Here is a 22,636-nt window from a genome sequence, read left to right on the forward strand (position 1 = left end):
CCGATGATCGTATGGAGTACGACGCGATCATCTTCGACAACGACGGCGTCTTGGTCGAACCCGTCACTCTCGATCTGCTCACTGCGGCGGCGCGCGACGCATTCGCGGCCGTCGGCGTCGAGGATCCCGACCCCGAACACGTAGATGCGATCTCCTACGGCGTCTCCCCGGAAACCGTAGAGACGGTGTGTCGGGCCTACGATCTCGATCCCGACGACTTCTGGACGGCGCGTGACCGGACGGCGAGCGAGGCGCAGATCCAGTCGATGCGGCGCGGCGAGAAAGACACCTACGCCGACGTCGATGCGCTCGCGGCGATCGACGCCCCGCGCGGGATCGTGAGCACGAACCAGCAGGCCACGATCGACTCGATCCTCGAGTATCACGACCTCGGAGCGCTGTTCGAGACGGCATACGGCCGCGAACCGACGGTCGAGAGCCTCCGTCGCAAGAAGCCCGCGCCGTACTATCTGGAGCGCGCGCTCGACGACCTCGACGCCGAGGCAGCGCTGTTTATCGGCGACAGCGAGAGCGACGTCGAAGCGGCGCACCGGGCGGGCGTCGATTCGGCGTTCATTCGCCGTGAACACCGCGCGGAGACGGTCCTCGGGACGGAACCGACGTACGAACTCGACTCGCTGTGGGATCTTCGCGACGTCGGCGGCGTGCCGCTCGCGCCGGACGGACCGGCGAGAGGAGGACTCTCAGTCGACGAGGACGCGTGACCCCAGCCCGACCGGCGGTAGGAGGCGGCTACAGCAGCGGAAACGGGCGATTGCGACGACCAGGATTATACGCTCTGAAAATCGCCCCGGAACCGTTATACGGGAGTCCATAGAGGCCAACATATGCGGATACCGAGTGGGGTCAGCGGCTTCGATCACCTGATTCAGGGCGGGTTTCTCCCGGGCCGGTTGTACGTCCTCTCCGGACCACCGGGAAGTGGCAAGACGACGTTCACCGCCCAGTTCGTCGCCGAGGGGCTGAGAAACGGGGAGAACAGTCTGTACGTCACGATGCACGAGTCTCGCGAGGAACTCGTCGACGATATGTCGAACTTCGAGTTCGGCTTCGAGACGCTCACGGCCTCCGAGCAGTTCCGGTTCGTCAATATGGCGAGCAAGCAGGGCAAGCGGCTCCTCAATCAGTTCTCTCAGAGCGGGAATCCTTCGAGCGTCCAGAGCCTGACGGACAAGATCGTCGCCTTCGTCAACTCCCGGGACGTCGACCGACTCGTCATCGACTCGACGATGCTCTTAGAGCTCTTCTTCGCCGACGGCGACGAGGAGATGACGCGCTTTCTGACGGCACTCAAAGACTGTGAAGCGACGACGCTTCTCATCTCCGAGATGACCGACCCGAGCGCGTACTCCGACGAACACTACCTCGCGCACGGCGTCATCTTCTTCCACAACTACCTCGAAGCGACAGGAATGACGCGGGGAATTCAGGTGGTAAAGATGCGCGGTACAGACATCGACTGCGACATCCGATCGCTGCGGTTCACCGACGAGGGGATCGTGGTCGACCCCACGAAACGAGTGGACTTTTGAGATGTACGAACGCGCCTTCGACACCGACTGGGAGACGCTCTCGGGAGAGGGGGCCATCCGTCGGACGTACGCACTCGGCATCGCCGCGGAACTCGGCTACCGGAACGCCGAGGAGCGCGAGCGAATCCGAGCGCTCGCGTCGAACGCCTACGAGCGGAGCGTCCTCGATCTGGCCTTCGAGGAAGGAAAACGCCAGGTGCAGGACGTCCGCCCACACCACGAGTCCGACGAGGACACCTGGGAGGCGCTCATCGAGAGCGCGGAGTCGCCGTCGCCGCCGCCGGAGTCGCTGACGGTCGAGGACCGCCCGGCGGAGATTCCCGACGCGGTCGATCGGCCGCCCCTGCTCGACGGCTTCGACGCGGGCGATCTCGAACGGCTCACATTCCCCTCGCTTCTCCGACGCGACGAGGAGTGATCGCGGGGGACGCCGCCGGGTGTCCGCGGGGCGAAGTTCTTGACGCTCGGGTCCCAACCGTCGGTATGGCGAACGACGCAACCGAGGACCTTCCGGAATCGGACGCCGAGTGGCGCGACCGTCTCACGGACGAAGAGTACGAGATTCTGCGCGAGCGCGGGACCGAACCGAAATTCAGCGGCGAGTATCTCGACCGCGACGACGACGGGACGTACCGTTGTGCTGGCTGTGGCGCCGCCCTCTTCGATAGCGAGACCAAGTATCACTCCGGCTCCGGCTGGCCGGCGTTCTTCGACGCCGCCGAAGGTGCGATCGAGACGCGAACGGACACGCGACACGGGATGCGTCGCGTCGAGGTGCTGTGTCGCAACTGCGGCGGCCACCTGGGGCACGTCTTCGAGGACGGCCCGGAGCCGACCGGCAAGCGTTACTGCATCAACTCGGCCGCACTCGATTTCGACCCCGAGGAGTAACCCGCGGCGCGATGGTCCATACTGTCGGACAGCAGTGCGTGAGTGATATTGGCACCTACGGGGTGCCGATACGCGTCACAGAGTTCTGTCCGACAGTATCACTCGTCGGCGGCGAGGTTCGTCGTCAGGACGGGGACCGCCGACCGCGCGACGACATTCTGGGAGACGCTTCCCATCAGATTGTTCGTGTAGTCGCCGCGGCGGGTGCCCATCGTGATGAGATCCGCGTCGACTTCGTCGGCGTACGCCAGAATCTCGTCGGCGGGGTCGCCCTGCCGGATCGCGGTCGTGACCTCGATCCCCGCCTCGTGGAGCCGGGTCGCCGCGCGGTCGGTCGCCGCCTCGCCTTCGCCTTCTAACTCCACGAGCACGTCAGTCTTCATATCGTCTTGGAGCGTCAGGAACGCGCGGTCGTCGATGACGTAGAGAATGTACACCTCGGCGTCGCGTCGCCCGGCGATGTCGGCTGCGGTCTCGACGACCGCGTCCATCGACTCAGTCCCGTCCGTCGGCAGCAAGATTCGCTCGAACATATGGCTCTATCGGAGGTATCATCTGCGGCACCCTATATCCTCCTTTCTCGTTCCGCACGAACCGGAACTATTGTGGGGTTCGGGCTGCCGTTGCCCCGGTGCGCTCGGGGCGGCCCGAGTGAGCCCCGAGACGGGAACAGCCGCGGCGTTGAAGGCGCCCCCGTCCATTCATAGAGGTGATGGAATCGCGGTTATACCCAGAGCGACTGCCGACGCGGCCCGAAACGGCCGTCTTCGTCTCCGGCGTGACGAGTATGGGGCTGGAGATTCTGGCGGGGCGGATCCTCGCACCCGAGTTCGGCAACAGCATCTACACCTGGGGTGGGATCATCGGCGTCTTCCTCGCGGCGCTCAGTCTGGGCTACCACCGCGGCGGGAAGCGCGCGGCGACGAACGCCTCTCACTCGCGGCTGGTCGCCGTCTTCCTCGTGACGGCACTCTACGTCGCTGGCGTGGTCTTGCTCGGCGACCTCGTCGTCCGGTCCACCGGCGTCCTCCCGCTTCCCAGCGAGTTCGCGTCGCTCCCGGCGATCACGCTCCTCTTCGGACCGCCGACGTATCTCTTGGGATACGTGAGCCCCTACGCCGCGGAACTGGCAGGCGGCGACGTCGGCGCGACCGCGGGCCACGTCTACGCCGTCGGTACCGTCGGGAGCATCGTCGGCGCGTTCGCGACGACGTATCTCCTCGTGCCGCTGCTCTCGGTGCCGCAGATCGGCCTCGTGTTGGGACTCTCGGCCGTCGTCGCCGCGGTCGTCGTCGCCGCGCCCGGACTCACTGGAACGTCCGGCCTCCGCGTCGGGGTCGTCGCGCTCGCACTCGTCGCAGCGGCCGCGACCGGTGGCGTCGGTCCGAGCGTCGCCGGCGACGCCGTCTACAGCACCCAGACCCCCTATCAGGAACTCCGCGTCGTCGACCGCGGCGACACGCGGACGCTCTATCTCGACGGCCAACCCCACAGCGCGATGGACCTCGACGACCCGACGCGACACGTCTTCGATTACACCCGGTACTTCCACGCGCCGCTTTTGCTCACCGACGACGTCGACCGCGTGCTGTTCGTCGGCGGCGGCGGGTTCACGGGCCCGCGGATCTTTCACGAGACGTATCCGAACGTGACCGTCGATGTCGTCGAACTGGATCCTGCCGTCGTCGACGCCGCCGATCGGTACTTCGGCATCCCCGACTCGCCACGGATGAACGTCCACACCGGCGGTGGCCGGCAGTTCCTCGAAGAAACGAACCGCACCTACGACCTGATCGTCCTCGACGCCTACCGGAAGGACTCGGTGCCGTTTCAACTGACGACGGTCGAGTTTATGGGCCTCGCGTCGGACCGACTCGACGAGGACGGCGTCCTCCTCGCGAACCTCATCTCCGCGCCCAGCGGTCCGGCCTCAGAGTTCTACCGCGCTGAGTACAAGACGATGCAGCAAGTCTTCCCGCACGTCTACAGTTTCCCGACCGCGGGCGGTCCGGTCGTCCAGAACATCGAGATGGTGGCGACCAAGTCGGACTCACTCGTCACGCGCGAGGAGCTCCAGGCACGGAACGAGCGCCGTGACATCGGCGTCGATCTCGCGCCCGAACTCGCCTCCTACCGGCGGGACGAACCGACCGACGACGTGCCCGTGCTCAGAGACGACCGAGCCCCGGTCGACAGCCTGCTCGACGGGATGGTCGGACAGCGCTACGTGCGCGTTCGCGCGAACGCGTCGGAAAATACGTCGGACACGAGGTCGCCTGCGACCACGGCGGACTGATAGGGATTATCGTAACCGTTCGGAGATTCTCGCCGTATCGTCCGGCGAGAAATCTATGGAGACTTACGGTAGTCCCTATGACCGCCCGAATCAGAACCCGAATCCGCCCCAGCGGATGTACACCATCACGGCGACGATGCTGAGTTGGAGAACGCCCTGAATCCCGGCCAGCTTCGCGTTCCGCATTCCGATGGCGCCGATGAGGTCGGCGTTCGGATTTTCGGAGGTCATCTCTAAGTACATCCGCGCTTCACCGGGGAGGATCACGCCGAACCCGAGGATCGTGAGCACGCTGACGATGGCCAGCGCGGCCAGAATCGCCGTACTCGGCATCGCGAACGTCCCGAGGTTCGCTACCAGGGAGGCGGCGCCGCCGCCGACGATGACGACGAAGAGCACCAGCCAGCGCCAGTCGGTGAAGGCGTCAAACTGAGAGCCGATGGCCAACAGCGCCGGCCCCATCGCGGCGATAGAGAAGATGCCGCCCCACGCGGCGAGACCGGGGAGCAGTCCCATTTCGCCCGCCAGAACCATCCCGCCGACGATCGTCGTGAACGCGAGCGTCGGCATCAGGAACGTCATCTTCGGCGTGAATCGCTGGAAGACCGCCGCCCGGGTGTCGATGTCGAGACCCCCCAAAACGGGACCGAGGATCATCGCCATAAACAGGTCGATGCCCGTCCAGAGCACGCCCGCCATCACGTGAACGTACGTCAACTGCTGTGTCGTTCCGAACAGTACCGCCGCGACGAAGACCGCGAGCGGGACGACGACGGCCCCCGCCCCGAAGACCGGGTTCGCTCGGTTGGCCATCCCCTGAATCGTGTTTGAGACACTTACGCTCATCGTCGGCACCGACTGGTTAGAACGCCAATATACTATCGGTTGTCGTGACTACTTGCCGTCATTTCTGTGAGGCGTCGGTCTCGACTGCCGAGCCAGCGGCTCGAACGTCTTTCAGTCGGTCACTCCAGCACTGGAGCTATCGGGTGTAGTACTTCGGAAAATCGCGGATCGTGCGTCGCCCTCGTTACCGCTGGACGGCGACAGCTAGAACCGGATTAGACGCGGACGACGTTCGTCGCGCGGGGGCCCTTGGGGGCCTGTTCGATCTCGAATTCGATTTCCGTACCTTCGGTGAGATCCTCGCCGCCGACGTCTTCCATGTGGAAGAACACGTCCTCGTCAGCGTCCTCTGTCTCGATGAAACCGTAACCGCCCGTGTCGTTGAAGAAGTCAACCGTACCGTTTGCCATTGCAAATAGACGGATGGCCGGTATACGGATAACACTTCTGTATTCGTTTTCAAAATTCCGGGGGCAATTATACGAATATCTGATTAGTACAGAATTTGGTTAGCAACCGAGTGTACAGTCAGTTCCCGGGCAGATACAGACACAGTCCGTCGGATCCCACGCGGGATCCGATCGATCACCCAATTTTTGCCCGAATCTGCGAGTCCTGACCGCGGCCCGCAGAGACTCCCGTCGCTATCCGCGCAGGAGATTCATCACTTCGTCGACGACGTCGGGTTCGACGGCGACGACGTAGCGCTTGCCGGGTTCAAGCGTCGTGTCCGGGCGGGCGATGCGCTCACCTTCGTCGCCGGAGACCACGAGCGTCCCCGCGGGGAAGCGGACTTCGGACAACGTCTTGCCGGCGGCCGGCGCGCCCTCCTCGACGCGGATCTGCATCACGTCGAGCGAGCCAGTCACGTCGGCGAGCGTCTGCACGTCGCTCCCGATGATCTCGTTGGCGGCCGTCCGCGCGCCGGCGTGTTCGGGGAAGACGACGGCGTCGACGAACTGCAGGTAGGCCTCGCCCGAGGCGTCCTCGATGCGCGTCACTGTTCGGACCTCTGGTGCGAGCTCTTGGGCCACCATACAGATGGCGAGGTTGAGTCCCGAGTCGCCGGTGAGTGCGGCGATGGCGTCGGCCTCCGAAAGGTCCGCCTGCGCGAGGATGTCGGGATCGGTCGCATCGCCTCGAATGACCGTCGCCACCCACTCGTCGGCGATGGCGTCGACGACAGTCTGGTCCGGTTCGATGATCGATACGTCGTGATCGCGGTTAGCGAGCAACTTTGCGGTCTGGAACCCGACGCGCCCGCCGCCCGCGATGACGATGTTACGTTTGCTTGTCATAGTTAGTCGTCCTCCGTAGTCGGCTCCGCAATCGACGATCGCTCGGCGTCAGCCTCCTGACGCGCTCGATACCACTTGAGTCCGTAGTACGCGATAGCGCCGAGCACGATCCAGCCCACGCTGAGAAGCAGCGCGAGCGGATCGGTCCGGACGAGATACACCACCAGAACCCCGGTCAGGATCAGATTCAATCCGATCCCCAACAGTGGCGGGATCGGATAGTAGGGGAGTTCGTAGGGGCGATTCATATCGGGACGCTCACGTCGCAGTTTGATCACGGCCCCGTTGACGACGACGAACGAGAGTAGGAAGAACAGACTCGACATATTGCCGGCGCTCTTGGTCGGCAGCGCGACGGACGCGAGCATCACCACCGCACTCGCCACGATGGCGACGAACGGCGTCCCGTACCGGTGGTGCAACTGTCCGAAGGACGGCAGCAGTTGCCCCTCGCGACCCATCGAGAACGCGACTCGTGAGGAGGCGATCACGACCGCGTTCAGCGCCGTCAGCGTCGAGAACACGGCCCCGAAGACGATGATCGCGCCGCCGTTTTTGATGATCGGCAGGCCGGTCGGCATAAACTCCGTCGCCGCCGCGGCGATGCCTGCCTCGCCGGCTTCAGCGAGCCCTTGCGCACCGAGCGTTCCGATCGCGACCGCGACCACGGCCATATAGACTAGCACGGTCGCGGCCAGGCTGAGGAAGATCGCTTTTGGGATGTTCTCTCTGGGGTTTTTGACTTCCTCGGTGACGGTCGTGATGAGGTCGTACCCCTCGAAGGCGATGAACGTCAGCCCCATCGCCGGCAGGATGGCGAACGCGCCCGCAGCCTCCGGAAAGAGCGGCTGAAACTCCGCTCCCGAAAACATCGGCGAGGTCGCGCCGAACGCGACGAAGACGACGAGTATCGTGACCTTCGTCGCGGTGAAGATCGTCTCGACGCTCCCGCTGGCGGCCGTCGAGACGGCGTTAAGCACTACGAACAGGACGACTGCCGTGAACGCCAGCACGAAGCCGATCGGGAGAGCCATATCGATGACTGGGAGGGCGAGTGCCCCGACCTCGCCCGGCGGCGGGACGATACCGTACACGTGCAGCAGTTCTAGGAAGTTGGGCGCGAACCCGAGCGCGTACAGGGCGCCCGCGATCATATACGCGAACCAGAGCATCCACCCCATCAGGAACGACGGGAGCGATTTGAACGTCTCCTTGACGAACGCGTAGCCGCCGCCGCTCTTCGGGATCGCACTCGCCAGTTCGGCGTACGAGAGTCCCGTGAATGCCGTGACGACGCCGTTGAGGATGAAGACGAGGAGTGCGGCCGGCCCCGCGATTTCGGCTGCCAGCCCGGTCAGGACGAAGATGCCTGCGCCGATCATCGCGCCCATCCCGATCATCGTGGCGTCGAGCAGACCGAGTTGGGCCTCGGGTGACCGCTCTTTGTGACTACTCATTGCCTCGTCGTCTGCGTCCGTTCGGTCGCCACCGCTGCGTCGGCGGGGGTCGATTCGATCCTGCGCGCAACTGACGTCGTCGCGGGTCGCCGCCCGAACGGCCCTGCCGACGCCCGGCGGCGATCGGCACCCACGTCGTCTCGGTACGCATACGCTCACAACAATTGCAAGCGTCCGGTTTTTAAGTACCGGTGCGGATGGCTGGCGGGACGGCCCGACGCGCGAGCCGAATCAGCAGGAAAGCGCGACGCTCAGGCGATCACGAGCCACGCGAGAAGCACGGCGAGACCGCCGAGCGACGTGGAGGCGACCGCGTGGATTCTGAGGCGGTCCAAGAGCGCGTGCGCGTCGCCCGTGACCGACAGCAGGTCGTGGATCTCGCTGCCGATCTCACACCGCGGGAGGAAGTCCATCGCGACGTGGAGGAAGACGCCGGCGGCGAATCCGAAGACGAGGCCGCGGATCGCACCGGCGGCGGGAAGCGCGATCATCGAGGAAGCGATACCGGCGATACCGACGCCCGTCGCGGGAACCAGCAACACCGAGGCGTCGCGGTCGGCGCTCACGAGCCGCCTGGCGGCCGCGTAGCCGGCAGGACCTTTGTGCGAGACGATCGACAGGCCGAGCAGCGGGCCGAGTTCCGGCATATTCCCGTAGATGATCCCGATGATCGCGCCGGCCGAGAAGGCGTGGGCGGTCAGTTCCGCGACGGTCCGGTCCATCGGGAGATCCATATGCGCCAGTCGGTGCCCGATCGTGTGCGACCCGAACCCGGCCAGCAGGCCGAACGCGACGCCGAAACCACCCCACTGTGGGTGTTGTCCGATCGCCTGCGGCACCAGGAACACCGCGGCGCTCGTCACCATCGCGCCCGCGGCGAGCCCGTAGCCCCACACGAGCACGCCCGCACTGCCGTCTTTCGTCCGCACGCCCAGCGGTGCCGCAAGCGCCATCGCGAAGAACGCGACCCAGGAGATGCCGACGAGCTTTCCGCTCCCCGTCGTGCCGCCCGCGACAGCCAGTACAGACAGCGCGGCGAGCACGAGCGTCGCCAGAAGCCCCACCCGAGAGAATCGTCCCATAATATGAATCCGACCGTTTTGGTTAATAACGCTCACGTTGATAACATAGGCAACGTATTTAATAAAATGGGGCTGGGTGTACGGTTCGACTCGCAGAATCGGTGACTGGCGATCGAGCGCAGGACGCTATCGCGAGCGAGTTGCCCGCATCCAGGTCCTCAGATCGACGCGCTCGCCGTCGATCTCCGCCGGCGTCGCCTCGGTCGCGGCCCAGACGAACATCTGGGCGACCTCGGTGGGGTCACGGCCACCCGGCGCGCTCAGGTCGGTGTCGACGAGGCGGGGGTCGACGACCGTCGCGGTCTGCTCGACGTCGACGGCCAACTGCCGGACTAACGACTCGACTGCCCCCTTGGAGACGGCATACGCACCCATTCCGGGGTCGTAGTCGACGGCGATGGCACCCGACGGGACGAGGAACCGCCCCTCGCTCGGCATTTGATCGAGCGCTTCCTTCGCCGTGGCGAAGACGCCGCGGAGATTCGTTCGGATGGTGTCGTCGAAGCGGTCGTACGGCTCCTCGTGGATCGGTGCCTCACCGGACGCGGCGTGTTTGACGCCCGCGTTGGCGACGACGACGTCGATGCCGTCTCGTCCGCCGGTGTCGTCCGCAATGTCGATTAGATGCGCGACGTCGGACTCCTCGCGAACGTCCGCACGGACGCCTTCGACGGTGGCTGTTTCCGCAGCCGACCCGTTCTCGCTGGCCGTACTGGCCGCCTCTCTCGCGTCGGCGATAGCGTCGTCGAGCGCGTCGGCGTCGCGCGCACACCCGACGACTGCCGCTCCCTCCGCGGCAAACGCCGCGAGCAACGCGCGTCCGATGCCGCGACTGGCACCGGTGACGAGAACTGTCGCGTCGGTGAGGTCCATATCTCGATGTGGCGCCGATCGCAGGTAAAGATACTCGCCGCTTGGCGACGGTCTCGCCACGCGACCCGCGACAAACGCGCGACGACGGCGTCACACGGTCATTCGATTTATACTTTCCACGCTCTAAGTCGACCCTATGGACTCCCTCTCGGAGCTCCGCTCACTCGACGGCGCGGACGTCGTCGTCGTCGGGGGCGGATTTGGCGGCCTCTCGACCGCTTGCTATCTGGCCGGTGCCGGTGCCGACGTGACGCTACTGGAGAAGAACGGGCAACTCGGGGGCCGCGCGAGCCGCCTGGAAGTCGACGGCTTTCGCTTCGATATGGGGCCGTCGTGGTATCTGATGCCGGACGTGTTCGAGCGCTTCTTCGAGCACTTCGATCACGAGCCCGCCGATTACTACGATCTCACGCGGCTCGACCCGCACTACCGGATCTTCTTCAAAGACGGCGACCGCGTCGATATGGTGCCGGACCTCGAACAGAACCGACAGACGTTCGAGTCCTACGAACCCGGCGCGGGCGACCGCTTCGACGAGTACCTCCAGAAGTCGAAGAAGAACTACGAGGTCGGGATGGAGCACTTCGTCTACGAGGATCGCTCCTCGCTCCGGGACTTCATCGACTGGAACGTCTTCAAGAATGCCCGCGGCCTCTCGCTCATCGGCTCGATGCAGGATCACGTCGAGAAGTACTTCGAGCACCCCAAACTCCAGCAGATTATGCAGTACACGCTGGTGTTCCTCGGCGGCGCGCCGAACAACACGCCGGCGCTCTACAATCTGATGAGCCACGTCGATTTCAATATGGGCGTCTACTACCCCGAGAACGGACTCGGGGGCGTCGTCGACGGTATCGTCGCGCTCGGCGAGGAACTCGGCGTCGACTTCCACACCGACAGCCCGGTCGCAGAGATCCGTGGCCGCGAGGGCGCGTTCGTCACTCGGACCGAGGACGGCCGGGAGTTCTACGCCGACTACGTCGTCAGCGACGCCGACTACCGGCACACAGAGATGGAGCTTCTCCCGCCGGAAAAGAGGCAGTACGACGAGGACTACTGGGAGTCGCGGACGTACGCTCCGTCGGCGTTCCTGCTCTATCTCGGCGTCGAGGGCGACGTCGACCCGCTCGAACACCACACGCTCGTGCTCCCGACCGACTGGGACGGGCACTTCGAGCGCATCTTCGACGACCCGGCGTGGCCCGAAGATCCCGCCTACTACCTCTGTGTCCCCTCCGAGACCGACGACACCGTCGCGCCCGAGGGACACTCGAACCTGTTCGCGCTCGTCCCGATCGCCGCGGGACTCGAAGACACCCCCGAGATGCGCGCAGAGTTCCGCGATCTCGTGTTGGACGACATCGAGGCAAACACCGGCGTCGCCCTCCGAGACCGGATCGTCTTCGAGAAGTCCTTCTGTGTGAACGACTTCACGAACCGCTACAACAGCACGAAAGGAACCGCCCTCGGCCTCGCTCACACGCTTCGGCAGACCGCGCTGTTCCGCCCGCCGCATCACTCCGAGGCGGTCGACGGGCTCTTCTTCACGGGATCGTTCACGACGCCCGGAATCGGCGTGCCGATGTGTCTGATCAGCGGCGAGCTCACAGCCGAGGCGATGGCCGAACGGGCGGGCTGAGGATGTCTGGCCGCCTGCGGTATCTGCTGACGCTGTCGCGTCCGCGCTTTTGGTTCTACCTCGCCGGCCCCGTCGTCGTCGGCGTCGCGTTCGGAGCCGACACGACTGGCGACCTGTTCACGGCGGTGAGCGTCGGCCTCTTCGCGTACTTCCTGCTCCCGGCGAACGTCTTCCTCTACGGCGTCAACGACGTCTTCGACGTCGACGTCGACATCGCAAATCCGAAGAAGGACGAGCGGGAGGCCCGGTGGAGCGGCGACTCGGTCGTCGCAGCCGTCATCGCGCTCTCGACGCTTCTGGGGGCGGCGACGTTCCTCCTCACGTCCTCGCGGGCGTGGCCGTATCTCGCCGGGTTCTTCCTCCTCGGCTTTCAGTACTCCGCGCCGCCGCTGCGCTTCAAGACGACGCCGTTTCTCGATTCGGTCTCGAACGGTCTGTACGTCCTTCCGGGTGCGGCCGCGTACGCCGCTGTCGCGGGCGCACATCCGCCGCTCGCCGCGGTCGCGGGCGCGTGGCTCTGGGCGATGGGGATGCACACCTTCTCGGCCATCCCCGACATCGACCCCGACAGGGAGGCCGGGATCCGGACGATGGCGACGTTTCTCGGCGAGCGGCGCACCTTCGCGTACTGCCTCTGCTGTTGGCTCGCCGCGGCGGTCGTCTTCGGCCTCGTCGACGTCCGGATCGGCCTCTTGCTCGGGGCGTATCCCCTCTTGATCCTCGCGGTCTACCGGTCTGACGTCGACGTCGACCGCGCGTACTGGTGGTATCCGATGCTCAACACGGCCGTCGGGACGCTGCTGACGCTCGGGGCGCTCTGGAGGCTCGTCAATGCCTGATCCTGACGCTCGCTCGTCGCTCGCGACGCTCACGGAGCAACTGCCGCAGACGCGTGCGGAGTGGGAGTCGCGGCTGGAGCGTCTCGTGCGCGAGAACCGCTTTACGATCTCGGTGTTCTTCCCGCTGAACGGGATCGTGCTCCTCCTCGCGAGCGCCGAGGGACTCCTGCCCGCGCCGCTGGCGTTCAACGGGCTGTTGATCCTCATCGGCACGGCCGTGATGCGCTCGCCGCTCGTCGTCGGCGTCCTCTCGATCACTGACCGTCGGGCGGCCGTCGGCGTCGGCGCACTGACGCTGTACGCCTACGCCATCGAGTTCATCGGGATCCAGACCGGCATCCCCTACGGCGAGTTCTTCTACGGCGTCGACCTCGGGCCGGTCGTCGCGGGCGTGCCCCTCGGCCTGCCCATCTTCTTCATCCCGCTTGTGATGAACTCGTATCTCCTCTGTGTCCTCTTGCTGGGCGACCGCGCCACCCACGCGGCGACGCGTCTCCTCGCCGTGATCGCGGCCGTCCTCACGATGGATCTCGTCCTCGATCCCGGCGCTGTCGCGCTCGGTTTCTGGGTGTACCCGAACGGCGGGGCGTTCTACGGCGTCCCGCTGTCGAACTACGCCGGGTGGGTCCTCTCAGCGACAGTCGCTGTCGTCGCGCTCGACTGGGGGTACGACCGTCACGCGCTGCGCGCGCGACTGGAAGACTGCGAATTTCTGCTCGACGACCTCGTCTCCTTCGTCATCCTCTGGGGCGGCATCAACGCGTGGTTCGGGAACTGGATCCCGGTCGCGCTGGCGGCGCTGTTCGGACTCGGCCTCCTCCGGGCCGACCGGTTCGACGTGCCGACCCGCGGTCTGCCGTGGATCCAGAGTCAGACGTCGACGCGGGGCCAGGAGTCGACGCAAAAACAGGAGTCGACGTCGAAGCGCTGATAGGGATTATCGTAACTGTTCGGAGATTCTCGCCGTACCGTCCGGCGAGACATCTATGCGGACGTACGATAATCCCTATGAGAACGAATCGGACGGACTAATACTGTCGGACAGAACGATGTGAAAATTATCGGCACCTCGTGGGTGCCAACATCATTCACGAACTGCTGTCCGACAGTATAAGCGCCCTACTCGCTCCGCGTGAAACTGCGGAGCCATCCCGAGACTCGCCCGCCCGTCCATCTTGACGCACCCGAACCGGTCGTCCGGCCCGGCGACGGCCCCGAATGGCCCGAATCCCGCGTCGTCTCGCTCTCGTCGGGGTACGGCACGACGCTGACGCGACGGAACACCGCGACCGGGTCGCGTTCGAGTGCCCAGTACAGGCGCGTCTTCGCCAGTAAGTGCAACTTTCTGGACGTCGAAAGCGACGGCGTCGTCGAGAGGACGTCGCAGTCGCGAGTGCGAATCTCGTGGTGGTGGTCGGCGTAGAGCACCGCGGCCAGGAGGACGGCGAACTGGCAGTCCTCGGGGAGATACTGGATCCCCTCGACGCCCTCGCGGTAGAGCGCTTCCGCTCGCTGTAGTTCTTCGCGCATCGCGGCCTGGAAGTTCTCGTCGAACTCGAAGTTCAGTATCTGTTCTTCGGTGACGTCGTGTTTTCGGAGCGTCTCCTGGGGGAGGTAGATCCGGCCGCGCTCGACGACGTCCTCGCGGACGTCGCGGAGGAAGTTCGACAACTGGAACGCCTCACCGAGCGCCGTGGCGTGCGGGAGGGCCTGCTCGGCCTGCGGCGTCTCCATAATCTGGGTCATCATCCGACCGACGGCGGCCGCAGAGCCGTCCATGTACGCCTCCAGTTCCTCGTACGCCTCGTAGCGGTCGGTGTCGATGTCCGAGAGCATCGCGTCGATGAAGACGTCGACGTCGGACGCGGGGATGTCGTGTGTCTCGCGGAGTTCGGCGAACGCGGTCAACACGGGGTCGTCTGCGTCCTCCTCTCCGAGCGCCTGCCGCCGCAACTCTTCGAGTCGCCGTCGCTGTTCTTCCGGCGGAGCGGTGTCGACGGCGTCGACGACTTCGTCTGCGACCCGGAAGAACGCGTACAACACGTACGTCTCGTGTCGGACGCGCTCGGGGAGGACCCGAGTCGCGAGGTGGAAGGTCTTCCCGGTTCGCCGCTGTATTTCCTTGCTCTGTCGGATCTGTTCTTGTTTGACCATCGTTAGGTACCACGTTTCAGGGCGTCCCGTCGTCGTGCCGTCCGACCACGCATCTGTCGTTCACATTACGGACTGGCTTCATATAACGCTTCGTGCCGATTTGAAACCAAATCGAACTCGAAGCAAAAAAACGGCCAATAGACTCATATACCCGTTTTCGGCGGTTCCGAAATTACGGTATCAGATTACCAGAATGTATCGCTACAGTCGTAGACGACTCCGTGCTCCGGACAGACGTACTTGCAGTGGCGATGTGCCATCGGTCGCTCGCAGATCGGACAGGGGCGACCTGGCGGCGTTTCGACGCCGTCCGCGGGAGCGTCCTCGACGGACGCGTCGCTCTGTCCGCTGGCCGAAGTCGGTTCGTTCGCGTCGCTCACGTCACAGTCGGGGGTCGCAGTCGACAAGAAGATTCGCGTTGTCGCACGTCGCGCCGGCGCGGAAACCGAGCGCGAAAGAAGCTGCGGTCAGCCGACCGAATCAATTAGCCGACTGGTTCATACTGCCGAATACGTCCGTGAAGCAGTGAGGCACCCCAGGGGTGCCGAGCATCTTCTCGTAGCTATAGTAGCGTTTGCAAGTCTTCACGCGCCTGATCGCCCGACAGCGTGTGATCGGGTGCGCAATCAGTTGTAAACGCTACTATATGTCCGACCGTATCAGCACTCCGACCAGCCGCAGGCCTCGCAGGTCTTGCAGCCTTCGGAGTAGTACAGCGACATACTGCCACACTCGGGGCACTCGGGGCTCTCGCCGGCCGCGAGCAGGTCGTCGGTCGCATCGGAGTCGCCAGCGGGTCCGGAGCCGCCCGCGAGATCCACGCTGTCGCCGACGTCGACGTCCTCGACGTCCACGGCCGCGCCGCCGTCGGTCTCACGACCCGGCGAGACGCTCGCGTTTTCGGTCTGCTCTGAGACCTCTGTCAGGTTCTGCTGCTGGGGGTAGCCCTTGTCGATCTCGCCGTCGAGGTAGCGTCGCATCGCCGTGCCGATCGCGTCCGGGATGGAGTTGATCTGTTCGCCTTTGTCCCAGGCGACCTTCGGGCTGCGGATGCCCTGCAGTTCGCTCGCGATCTCGCTCGGGTCGACGCCCGAACGCAGCGCCGTCGAGACGGTCTTCGCGAGCGCCTCGGTGAAGGAGGCGGTGAAGCCGCCGGAGTTGCCGATGTTCGCGAAGAGCTCGAAGGGCTTGCCCCGGTCGTCCTCGTTGATGTTGACGTAGAGCTTTCCATAGCCCGTGTCGATGCGCTGAGTGACGCCGTGGAGGACGTCGGGGCGCGGGCGCTTCTTGCCGAGGTCGGTCTCGCCGTCGGCGGCCGACAGCAGCCGTTCGACCTCCCGGTCGAGCGCCGCCTGGACCTCGTCGTTCTCGAGGAAGCCGTCGATGCCGCCGAAGACGTCTTCGATCTGCTCGACGAGCGTCTCCGCGGCCTCGCTCTCGTCGGCGAAGTCGGTGTTCTGCGCGCGCGTGGTGAGGACTTGCTTCGAGCGCGTGCCGTCGCGGTAGACGGTCACGCCCTTCCCGCCGTTGCGGTAGATGTAGCGGTATACCTCGTCCATATCCTCTTTGCTGGCGGAGTTCGGGAAGTTACAGGTCTTCGAGATGGCGGAGTCGACGCCTTCCTGGGTCGCACACTGCACGGCAGCGTGCTGCTTGCCCGAGAGGTCGCCGGTGACGACGAACAGTTCCGAAATCGCGTCCGGAACCGTCGACAGCGAGGAGACGCCGTCGAACTCGTTTTCGGCCATCTGGGTCTGGGCCTCCTGCTTGACGGCGTCGACGTCGATGTCGTTGGCCTCCAGCGTCCGGAGGAAGTAGTCGTCGAACTCGACGAGCATCTCGTCGCCCTGCACGTCGTCGGAGACGTTCTTGTAGTAGGCGACGTTGTAGATCGGCTCGATCCCGCCCGTCGTGTTGCCGACCATCGAGGTGGTGCCGGTCGGGGCCACCGTGGTCGTGTTGTGGTTCCGGATCGGGAAGCCGTCTTCCCACTCGTCGGCGTCGAGGCCGACGTAGTGCTCGAACCAGTCGCGATACTCGGTCGGATCGGCGTACTTCGAGTCCTCCCAGTCGGCGAAGGTGCCGCGGGCCTTCGCGAGTTCGTGGCTGGTCCACTTGGACTCGTGGTTGATGTGGGTCATAAGCTGGCGGGCGACCTCGTTGCCCGCCTCGGTGCCGTACTGGATGCCGAGCTGAATGTACAGCTGTGCCAGCCCCATCACGCCGAGCCCGATCTTCCGCATGTCCCGGACCTTCTCTTCGATCTCCGGAACGGGGAAGTCCGACATCGTGACGACGTTCTCTAGGAAGTGCGTCCCGCGGTCGATGCGGTAGTCGAACTCCTCCCAGTCGATGGCGGTTTCGAGGAACGCGTCGACGGCGTCTTCGAACTCGTCGTACTCGTCGCCGTGGGCATCGTACCAGGCGCGCCAGTCGGGGGCGTCGAAGTCGACGAGCGTCGAGAGATTGATGTGGCCGAGGTTACAGGCCTCGTACTCCTCCAGCGGCTGCTCGCCGCAGGGGTTCGTCGCCAGGATGCGGTGGTCCGGGTGCTCCTCGACGTCGAACGAGTGGAGTTTGTTCACGCGTTCGAGGTAGATGACGCCCGGCTCGCCGTTCTCGTGGGCGCCGTCGACGATGTGGTCCCACAGTTTCTCTGCGGGCACGGAGAGCTCCTCGCCGACCTCGACGTGCTCGCCCAGGCCGAACATATCGTACAGTTCCTTCGTCTCGGCCGTGGCGATGTGCGGTTCACCCGTCCGGGGGTTGGTGAACGTGAACTCCTCGCCCTCGAACAGCGCGTCCATGAAGTCGTCGGTGATGCCGACGGAGATGTTGAAGTTCGAGAGGTGGCCCTCGACTGCGTTCCGGAGGTGCTTCGGGACGCGTCCCTCCTCGTCGATGAGTTCGCGCGCTTCGTCGAGCGCGTCGGCGAAGGAGTTGTGGGTGAAGTCGTCGGGGTCGTTCAGTCGCAGCGTGTGCGCCAGCGAGACGTCCTTGTTCTTCGCGTGAATGAACTGGATGACGTCGGGGTGGCTGACCCGCATAACGCCCATCTGCGCGCCGCGTCGCGCGCCGCCCTGCGCGATCGTCTCACAGAGCTGGTCGTACGTTCGCATAAACGTGATCGGGCCGGAGGCGATGCCGCCGGTCGAGCCGACCGGGTCGCCGTAGGGGCGGAGCCGCCAGAAGGCATAGCCCATCCCGCCGCCGCTCTGGAAGACCTGCGCGGCCTCTTTGGCTGTCTGGTGTATGTCGTCGATGTCGTCGTCAGGGGAATCGACGAAACACGCCGAGAGCTGCTGGAGTTCGTCGCCGGCGTTCATCAGCGTCGGCGAGTTCGGCATGAAGGAGAGATCTTCCATCAGTTCTTCGAACTCCTCGCGCTTCGTCTCGACGGCCGCTTTGATCTCCTCGGGGAGTTCGGGGACGACGGTGTCGTAGGCGAACTTGTTGGCGTTGTAGACCGACAGCGACGTCTCGGCGTCGGAGTCGGCGTCGACGCCCTTGCCGAACACTTCCGCGGCGAGCTCGTCGCGGCGCGGGTGGTCGGGCTTCAGCTGGTCGGGCGTGACCGTGACGTCGACGTCGCGGCGCTCGGCCTCGAAGACGGCCTCCGCGAGCGCGACGTTCTTCGCGACGCGCGGGAAGAGATCTTCCTGGGACTCGATAGGGTCGCCGTTGGCGTCCTTGCGGAGGTAGCGCGCCGGCAGAATGTTGTGGTAAGCGTTGGCAGTGAGCCGCTCTTCGAGCGAGTCGCCGTCGGTACGCTTGACGGGCAGTTCGAGCTCGCCTGCGTTCACGGACTGGTCGCTCATCTACTGTACCTCCCGCCCTGTGCGGTCGCACCGGGCGATCTCGAATCGGGTGACTGACTCAGTTCTGGGCATTTGTAACGATGACTTGTGAGTGTGGCAGGTCGGTTAAGGCTTCGGTATCGGGGATCTACTGCGATAAATATCATATTCCATACCTACACCCTGACCGGCTGCGCCACGCGTTCGACGTGACGAGGAATCGTATGCGCGGAGGGGGTATGAAGGTTAGCAGACCGAAGTGGAAGTGAAAATCAGAATCTACGATCCGAACGCTGTCAGTTGATTATCCAGCGGAACAGAGGGGGCGTTGCACACTACGAGCGCTGCCACGTGGTGAACGATCTACCGTGAGTCACGAACCGAACGGGATTCGTATAAATGGTACTTATACGCCAGGTATATCAGATCACATACCAATTTACCACGAACCGGACTATATCGCCAACTTCAACCGTCGAGCACCCCCCACAGACTTATTCCCCCGTCTGGTGATACGATGGGGTATGGTGTTCACACCCGCGTCGATCGCTCCCCTCCAACTCGGTGGCCTGCTGGCGCAACCGCTCGGTCAGGCGATCGCCGTCATCGTCGCGATCGCAGTCGTGATCATTGTCGGCCGCATCGCGCTGAAGATCGCGTGGCGACTCGTCACGATCGCCGCGCTGATCGTGGGGGCGCTGCTGGTGCTCTCTTTCTTCGGCATCAACGTCCTGTAGTTCTGCGGCGACGCCCGCTCGCTGTCTGTGGTCCCCGATCAGACCGTCGGGGCCTCGTCGGCCTGCCGGGGGAAGACGCACTCGTCTAAGAAGTTCCGCACGACGTCGTGGCCGACTCCCGTGAGAACCGATTCGGGGTGGAACTGCACCGCCTCGATGGGGTACTCGCGGTGGCGGACGCCCATCACGAGGTCCGTCGTGGTCTCGCCGTCAGTATCGCCGTCCGCGTCATCGTCTGTGTCGCCGTCCGCATTATCGTCTGTATCGCCGTCCGTGATCTCGTGCGCTGTCGTCGCGGAGACCTCGAACTCCTCGGGGACGGTCGTCGCCACCAGCGAGTGGTACCGACCGGCCTGGAAGCCCTGTGCGAGCCCCGCGAAGACGCCGCGGCCGTCGTGGTCGACCGGGTAGGCCTTCCCGTGGATCGGCTCGGGCGCGTGACCGATCTCGCCGCCGTAGGCGTGGACGGCCGCTTCGAGACCGAGACAGACGCCGAGCGTCGGGATCGTCTGCGAGAGCGACGTCAGGACCTCGGTGGTGACGCCCACGTCGCGCTCGTTCTTCGGGTGTCCCGGCCCGGGACTGATGACGATCGCGTCGGGATCGAGCTCGCGGAGGTCGTCGATGTCGGCGGTGTTCTTGCGGACGATCACGTCGACCGGTTCGCCGTCGACCCGCTGTTCGGAGAAGTACTCCACGAGGTTGTACGTGAACGAATCGAAGTTGTCGACGACGAGCAGTCGGAGCGTCATCGCCGTACCTCCTCTCCCGGGGCGGCCGCACCGGCAGCAGAGCCCGACGCCGAGTCGGTCTCGATTCGCTCGACCGCCGAGAGGACGCCGCTCATCTTCTGTTCTGTCTCCTCGTACTCGGCCTCCGGGTCGCTGTCGGCGACGATACCCGCGCCTGCGCGGACGGTGATGACGTCTTCGTCGCCCTCGCGGTCGACGGTCGCCGTCCGAATGACGATCGCGAAGTCGGCGTCGCCGGACCACGAGTAGTAGCCGACGCCGCCGCCGTAGACGCCTCTGGGTTCCAGTTCGAGGTCGTCGACGATCTCCATCGCGCGGACCTTCGGCGCGCCGGTCAGCGTCCCCGCAGGGAACGTCGCCCGCGTGGCGTCGAAGGCGTCGGCCCCGCTCGGGTACTCGCTGTTTCGACTGTCCGTCCCCGCGAGCGTCCCCGTCACGGTCGATTCGATGTGCTGAACGTGGCTGTACTTCAGCACGTTCATAAACTCCTCGACGCGGACGCTGCCGGGTTCAGAGACGCGGCGCACGTCGTTGCGCGCGAGGTCGACGAGCATCGTGTGCTCGGAGCGCTCTTTCCCGTCGGCGAGCATTTCGCCCGCGAGTCGCCGATCCTCGACGGGACTCGTTCCGCGCGGGCACGTGCCCGCGATGGGGTTCGAGACGACCCGGTCCCCGCGGACGGAGACCAGCGTCTCGGGGCTCGCGCCGACGATGTGGCGGTCGTCGTGACGGAGCAGATACATATACGGCGAGGGGTTGATCTCCCGGAGCGCCTCGTAGAGGCCGACCGGGTCGACCTCGCCGCGGAGTTCGCGGGTTCGTGAGATGACCCCCTGGTAGATGTCGCCGTCGAGGACGTGTTCTTTGGTCTCGCGGACGGCCGCTTCGTATTCTGCTTTCGGCCCGGCGGATTCGCCAGTCCGGACGAAGCCGCCGGTCTCGGGCTGGCTGGCGCCCGCGAGCGTCGCCGCGACGCCTTCCGCCTCGGCGACGATGTCGTCGTAGACCGCTTCCGGGTCCTCGTCGGGCGCGACGATCGGCGTGAGGACGAGCGAGACGGACGACTCTGCGTGATCGAACGAGAGGGTCTTCGAGGTGAGGACGAACTGCGCGTCCGGCGTGTCGGTCTCGGGGCGCTCGACGCCGACCTCCGAGAGCCAGAGGTCGTAGACGGCCTCGTACGCCAGAAAGCCGACGAGGCCGCCGCGGAGTTGTTGGCGTTCCTCGTCGGGGAAGCCGACGCGCGGCAGATCCGGGAACGACGCCCGAAGGCGGTCGAGCACGTCCATCTCTTCGCTCTCTGCTTCGGCACCGTCGCCGTCGAATCCGCCAGGCTCAACGTACTGCGCCGCGCGTCCGCCCAGCCGTTCGATCTCGGTCCCGTCCGGGTCGACGGTGATGACGGCGTCGGGGTCGTAGCCGACGAACGAGAACCGGGCGTGGCGATCCGTCGTGGCGTGATCCGGCGCGAACGCGCCCGCCGGATCGCTCGACGGCGTCTTCTCGGCACTCTCTAGGAGGAAGCCGTACTCGCTTCGGTCGGCGAGCGTCGCGTACGCGGTCAGCGGCGTCACGTTCGGCATCTCGGCAGTCACGTGGGCGACGACGGGACGCGTCTCGCCGTCGTCGGTCTCGGGTTCCGTTGCGGCCGCGACGTCCGTGACGAAGGACTCGCGGGACTTCGAGAGCGTTACGCTCGCGTCGTTTCGCGACTGGCCGTCCGTTCGGGTGTCGCTCACGACGACACCCCCTCTGCCTGCACCCGCTCGCCGTCGTCGGGGTGCGTCGCGGCGTCGGTCGCGCTCGCGACGAACGAGCGGACGGCGTCGTGGTCTTTACTCCCGCCGACGCGCTCGACGCCGCTTGCGACATCGACTGCGTACGGCTGAACGGTCTCGACCGCCTCGGCGACGTTCTCGGGAGTCAGGCCGCCCGCGAGGATCACCGGCGCGTCGAGCGTCGCGGCGACGTCGGCGGTCGCGACCCAGTCGTGGGTCTCGCCGGTCCCGCCGGCGCCGTCGTCGTCGATCGAGTCGACGAGCACCGCGTCGACGGCCGGCGCGACCGCCCGCGCCCGATCCGGATCCTCGGCGTCGACGACGGCGACCACGTCAGACGAGATGGCCTCGCGGATCGCCCGCAGATCGTCGGCGTCGAACCCGCCGTGAAGTTGGAGTACGTCGGGAGCGACGCGCGTCGCCGTCTCGATCGCGCCGTCGACGGTCTCCGGCATCGTGACGAGCGTCGTCGTGAGAAACGGCGGTGCGGCCTCGAAGAGCGCTTCGGCGTCGCCGAGCGGCACCTCTCGTGGAGTCTCGACGGGCACGTCGGCGATTGCGCCGACGGCGTCCGCGCCCGCTCGCTCGACGGCGCGGAGGTCGGTCTCGCTCGTGATCCCGCAGATTTTCACCCGGACCATCTA

The 22,636-nt window shown here is 65.3% G+C and carries 22 protein-coding genes; 9 read left to right on the plus strand and 13 right to left on the minus strand.

What is annotated here, in order from left to right; genetic code table 11:
• Positions 1-11 precede the first annotated feature (11 nt).
• The 4 genes from NO347_RS12425 (at position 12) to msrB (ending at position 2,444) form a co-directional block, all read left to right on the plus strand.
• Complete coding sequence (locus NO347_RS12425) at positions 12-725, plus strand: HAD family hydrolase (protein WP_256289890.1); 714 nt, start codon at positions 12-14, stop codon at positions 723-725.
• A gap of 123 nt (positions 726-848) precedes the next feature.
• The gene (locus tag NO347_RS12430) at positions 849-1,553 is read left to right on the plus strand and encodes an RAD55 family ATPase (RefSeq protein ID WP_121570437.1); all 705 of its coding nucleotides are present in this window, start codon (positions 849-851) and stop codon (positions 1,551-1,553) included.
• A 1-nt stretch (position 1,554) separates the two neighbouring features.
• Positions 1,555-1,971 (plus strand): DUF8057 family protein, encoded by a 417-nt coding sequence (locus NO347_RS12435; RefSeq protein WP_256289892.1) that lies wholly within the window; start codon positions 1,555-1,557, stop codon positions 1,969-1,971.
• A gap of 65 nt (positions 1,972-2,036) precedes the next feature.
• Complete coding sequence (gene msrB / locus NO347_RS12440; RefSeq protein ID WP_256289893.1) at positions 2,037-2,444, plus strand: peptide-methionine (R)-S-oxide reductase MsrB; 408 nt, start codon at positions 2,037-2,039, stop codon at positions 2,442-2,444.
• Between the two features lie 98 nt (positions 2,445-2,542).
• On the opposite strand, the gene NO347_RS12445 is transcribed toward msrB, so the two are convergent.
• On the minus strand, positions 2,543-2,977 hold the full coding sequence (locus NO347_RS12445) for a universal stress protein (protein ID WP_256289894.1): 435 nt from the start codon (positions 2,975-2,977) through the stop codon (positions 2,543-2,545).
• Positions 2,978-3,156: 179 nt separating this feature from the next.
• On the opposite strand from NO347_RS12445, the gene NO347_RS12450 reads away from it, so the two are divergent.
• Positions 3,157-4,740, plus strand: coding sequence for a spermidine synthase (locus NO347_RS12450; RefSeq protein WP_256289895.1), 1,584 nt, complete (start codon positions 3,157-3,159; stop codon positions 4,738-4,740).
• A gap of 90 nt (positions 4,741-4,830) precedes the next feature.
• On the opposite strand, the gene NO347_RS12455 is transcribed toward NO347_RS12450, so the two are convergent.
• From NO347_RS12455 to NO347_RS12480, 6 genes are all read right to left on the minus strand, one after another.
• Positions 4,831-5,586 carry a hypothetical protein gene (locus NO347_RS12455; protein WP_256289896.1) on the minus strand — a complete coding sequence of 252 codons (756 nt, stop codon included), beginning with the start codon at positions 5,584-5,586 and terminating at the stop codon, positions 4,831-4,833.
• Positions 5,587-5,801: 215 nt separating this feature from the next.
• Positions 5,802-5,996 (minus strand): cold-shock protein, encoded by a 195-nt coding sequence (locus tag NO347_RS12460; protein ID WP_049987241.1) that lies wholly within the window; start codon positions 5,994-5,996, stop codon positions 5,802-5,804.
• Between the two features lie 234 nt (positions 5,997-6,230).
• Complete coding sequence (locus NO347_RS12465; protein ID WP_256289897.1) at positions 6,231-6,884, minus strand: potassium channel family protein; 654 nt, start codon at positions 6,882-6,884, stop codon at positions 6,231-6,233.
• Positions 6,885-6,886: 2 nt separating this feature from the next.
• Positions 6,887-8,341 carry an APC family permease gene (locus tag NO347_RS12470; protein ID WP_256289898.1) on the minus strand — a complete coding sequence of 485 codons (1,455 nt, stop codon included), beginning with the start codon at positions 8,339-8,341 and terminating at the stop codon, positions 6,887-6,889.
• 251 nt (positions 8,342-8,592) lie between these two features.
• Positions 8,593-9,423, minus strand: a complete 831-nt coding sequence (locus tag NO347_RS12475; RefSeq protein ID WP_256289899.1) for a ZIP family metal transporter — start codon at positions 9,421-9,423, stop codon at positions 8,593-8,595.
• Positions 9,424-9,549: 126 nt separating this feature from the next.
• Positions 9,550-10,296, minus strand: a complete 747-nt coding sequence (locus tag NO347_RS12480; protein WP_256289900.1) for an SDR family oxidoreductase — start codon at positions 10,294-10,296, stop codon at positions 9,550-9,552.
• A 136-nt stretch (positions 10,297-10,432) separates the two neighbouring features.
• Here NO347_RS12480 and NO347_RS12485 point away from each other — a divergent pair, with 136 nt between their 5' ends.
• The 3 genes from NO347_RS12485 to cruF are packed head-to-tail and all read left to right on the plus strand — an operon-like array spanning position 10,433 to position 13,705.
• Positions 10,433-11,935 (plus strand): phytoene desaturase family protein, encoded by a 1,503-nt coding sequence (locus NO347_RS12485; RefSeq protein WP_256289901.1) that lies wholly within the window; start codon positions 10,433-10,435, stop codon positions 11,933-11,935.
• Positions 11,936-11,937: 2 nt separating this feature from the next.
• Complete coding sequence (locus NO347_RS12490; RefSeq protein WP_256289902.1) at positions 11,938-12,774, plus strand: prenyltransferase; 837 nt, start codon at positions 11,938-11,940, stop codon at positions 12,772-12,774.
• Positions 12,767-13,705, plus strand: coding sequence for a bisanhydrobacterioruberin hydratase (gene cruF, locus NO347_RS12495; protein WP_256289903.1), 939 nt, complete (start codon positions 12,767-12,769; stop codon positions 13,703-13,705). The genes NO347_RS12490 and cruF overlap by 8 nt, the downstream gene beginning before the upstream one ends.
• A 188-nt stretch (positions 13,706-13,893) precedes the next feature.
• Here cruF and NO347_RS12500 read toward each other — a convergent pair whose 3' ends face one another.
• From NO347_RS12500 to NO347_RS12510, 3 genes are all read right to left on the minus strand, one after another.
• Positions 13,894-14,928, minus strand: a complete 1,035-nt coding sequence (locus tag NO347_RS12500; RefSeq protein ID WP_256289904.1) for a phytoene/squalene synthase family protein — start codon at positions 14,926-14,928, stop codon at positions 13,894-13,896.
• Between the two features lie 185 nt (positions 14,929-15,113).
• Complete coding sequence (locus NO347_RS17280; RefSeq protein WP_256289905.1) at positions 15,114-15,308, minus strand: HVO_2523 family zinc finger protein; 195 nt, start codon at positions 15,306-15,308, stop codon at positions 15,114-15,116.
• A 279-nt stretch (positions 15,309-15,587) separates the two neighbouring features.
• A complete protein-coding gene (locus NO347_RS12510; RefSeq protein ID WP_256289906.1) occupies positions 15,588-18,746 on the minus strand; it encodes an adenosylcobalamin-dependent ribonucleoside-diphosphate reductase in 3,159 nt (1,052 codons plus the stop codon).
• A gap of 503 nt (positions 18,747-19,249) precedes the next feature.
• Between NO347_RS12510 and NO347_RS12515 the strand changes: the two genes are divergently transcribed.
• The gene (locus NO347_RS12515) at positions 19,250-19,462 is read left to right on the plus strand and encodes a DUF8029 family protein (protein WP_256289907.1); all 213 of its coding nucleotides are present in this window, start codon (positions 19,250-19,252) and stop codon (positions 19,460-19,462) included.
• A 38-nt stretch (positions 19,463-19,500) separates the two neighbouring features.
• On the opposite strand, the gene NO347_RS12520 is transcribed toward NO347_RS12515, so the two are convergent.
• Genes NO347_RS12520 through NO347_RS12530 form a run of 3 tightly spaced genes read right to left on the minus strand, consistent with a single transcriptional unit; the run spans position 19,501 to position 22,633 of the window.
• Entirely contained in the window at positions 19,501-20,214 is a 714-nt protein-coding gene (locus NO347_RS12520) for an anthranilate synthase component II (RefSeq protein WP_256289908.1), read from the minus strand.
• Entirely contained in the window at positions 20,211-21,953 is a 1,743-nt protein-coding gene (gene trpE / locus NO347_RS12525; RefSeq protein ID WP_256289909.1) for an anthranilate synthase component I, read from the minus strand. The genes NO347_RS12520 and trpE overlap by 4 nt, the downstream gene beginning before the upstream one ends.
• A complete protein-coding gene (locus tag NO347_RS12530) occupies positions 21,950-22,633 on the minus strand; it encodes a phosphoribosylanthranilate isomerase (RefSeq protein ID WP_256289910.1) in 684 nt (227 codons plus the stop codon). Before NO347_RS12530 ends, trpE begins: the two co-directional genes overlap by 4 nt.
• Positions 22,634-22,636: the final 3 nt, after the last annotated feature.

Source organism: Halobellus inordinatus, from assembly GCF_024464655.1.
Taxonomy (GTDB): domain Archaea; phylum Halobacteriota; class Halobacteria; order Halobacteriales; family Haloferacaceae; genus Haloquadratum; species Haloquadratum inordinatus.

Excerpts from the sequence above, each read along its gene's own strand:
- NO347_RS12425 (WP_256289890.1), top strand. The coding sequence starts at position 12 with ATGGAGTACGACGCGATCATCTTCGACAACGACGGCGTCTTGGTCGAA.
- NO347_RS12430 (WP_121570437.1), top strand. The coding sequence starts at position 849 with ATGCGGATACCGAGTGGGGTCAGCGGCTTCGATCACCTGATTCAGGGC.
- NO347_RS12435 (WP_256289892.1), top strand. The coding sequence starts at position 1,555 with ATGTACGAACGCGCCTTCGACACCGACTGGGAGACGCTCTCGGGAGAG.
- msrB (WP_256289893.1), top strand. The coding sequence starts at position 2,037 with ATGGCGAACGACGCAACCGAGGACCTTCCGGAATCGGACGCCGAGTGG.
- NO347_RS12445 (WP_256289894.1), bottom strand. The coding sequence starts at position 2,977 with ATGTTCGAGCGAATCTTGCTGCCGACGGACGGGACTGAGTCGATGGAC.
- NO347_RS12450 (WP_256289895.1), top strand. The coding sequence starts at position 3,157 with ATGGAATCGCGGTTATACCCAGAGCGACTGCCGACGCGGCCCGAAACG.
- NO347_RS12455 (WP_256289896.1), bottom strand. The coding sequence starts at position 5,586 with ATGAGCGTAAGTGTCTCAAACACGATTCAGGGGATGGCCAACCGAGCG.
- NO347_RS12460 (WP_049987241.1), bottom strand. The coding sequence starts at position 5,996 with ATGGCAAACGGTACGGTTGACTTCTTCAACGACACGGGCGGTTACGGT.
- NO347_RS12465 (WP_256289897.1), bottom strand. The coding sequence starts at position 6,884 with ATGACAAGCAAACGTAACATCGTCATCGCGGGCGGCGGGCGCGTCGGG.
- NO347_RS12470 (WP_256289898.1), bottom strand. The coding sequence starts at position 8,341 with ATGAGTAGTCACAAAGAGCGGTCACCCGAGGCCCAACTCGGTCTGCTC.
- NO347_RS12475 (WP_256289899.1), bottom strand. The coding sequence starts at position 9,423 with ATGGGACGATTCTCTCGGGTGGGGCTTCTGGCGACGCTCGTGCTCGCC.
- NO347_RS12480 (WP_256289900.1), bottom strand. The coding sequence starts at position 10,296 with ATGGACCTCACCGACGCGACAGTTCTCGTCACCGGTGCCAGTCGCGGC.
- NO347_RS12485 (WP_256289901.1), top strand. The coding sequence starts at position 10,433 with ATGGACTCCCTCTCGGAGCTCCGCTCACTCGACGGCGCGGACGTCGTC.
- NO347_RS12490 (WP_256289902.1), top strand. The coding sequence starts at position 11,938 with ATGTCTGGCCGCCTGCGGTATCTGCTGACGCTGTCGCGTCCGCGCTTT.
- cruF (WP_256289903.1), top strand. The coding sequence starts at position 12,767 with ATGCCTGATCCTGACGCTCGCTCGTCGCTCGCGACGCTCACGGAGCAA.
- NO347_RS12500 (WP_256289904.1), bottom strand. The coding sequence starts at position 14,928 with ATGGTCAAACAAGAACAGATCCGACAGAGCAAGGAAATACAGCGGCGA.
- NO347_RS12510 (WP_256289906.1), bottom strand. The coding sequence starts at position 18,746 with ATGAGCGACCAGTCCGTGAACGCAGGCGAGCTCGAACTGCCCGTCAAG.
- NO347_RS12515 (WP_256289907.1), top strand. The coding sequence starts at position 19,250 with ATGGTGTTCACACCCGCGTCGATCGCTCCCCTCCAACTCGGTGGCCTG.
- NO347_RS12520 (WP_256289908.1), bottom strand. The coding sequence starts at position 20,214 with ATGACGCTCCGACTGCTCGTCGTCGACAACTTCGATTCGTTCACGTAC.
- NO347_RS12530 (WP_256289910.1), bottom strand. The coding sequence starts at position 22,633 with ATGGTCCGGGTGAAAATCTGCGGGATCACGAGCGAGACCGACCTCCGC.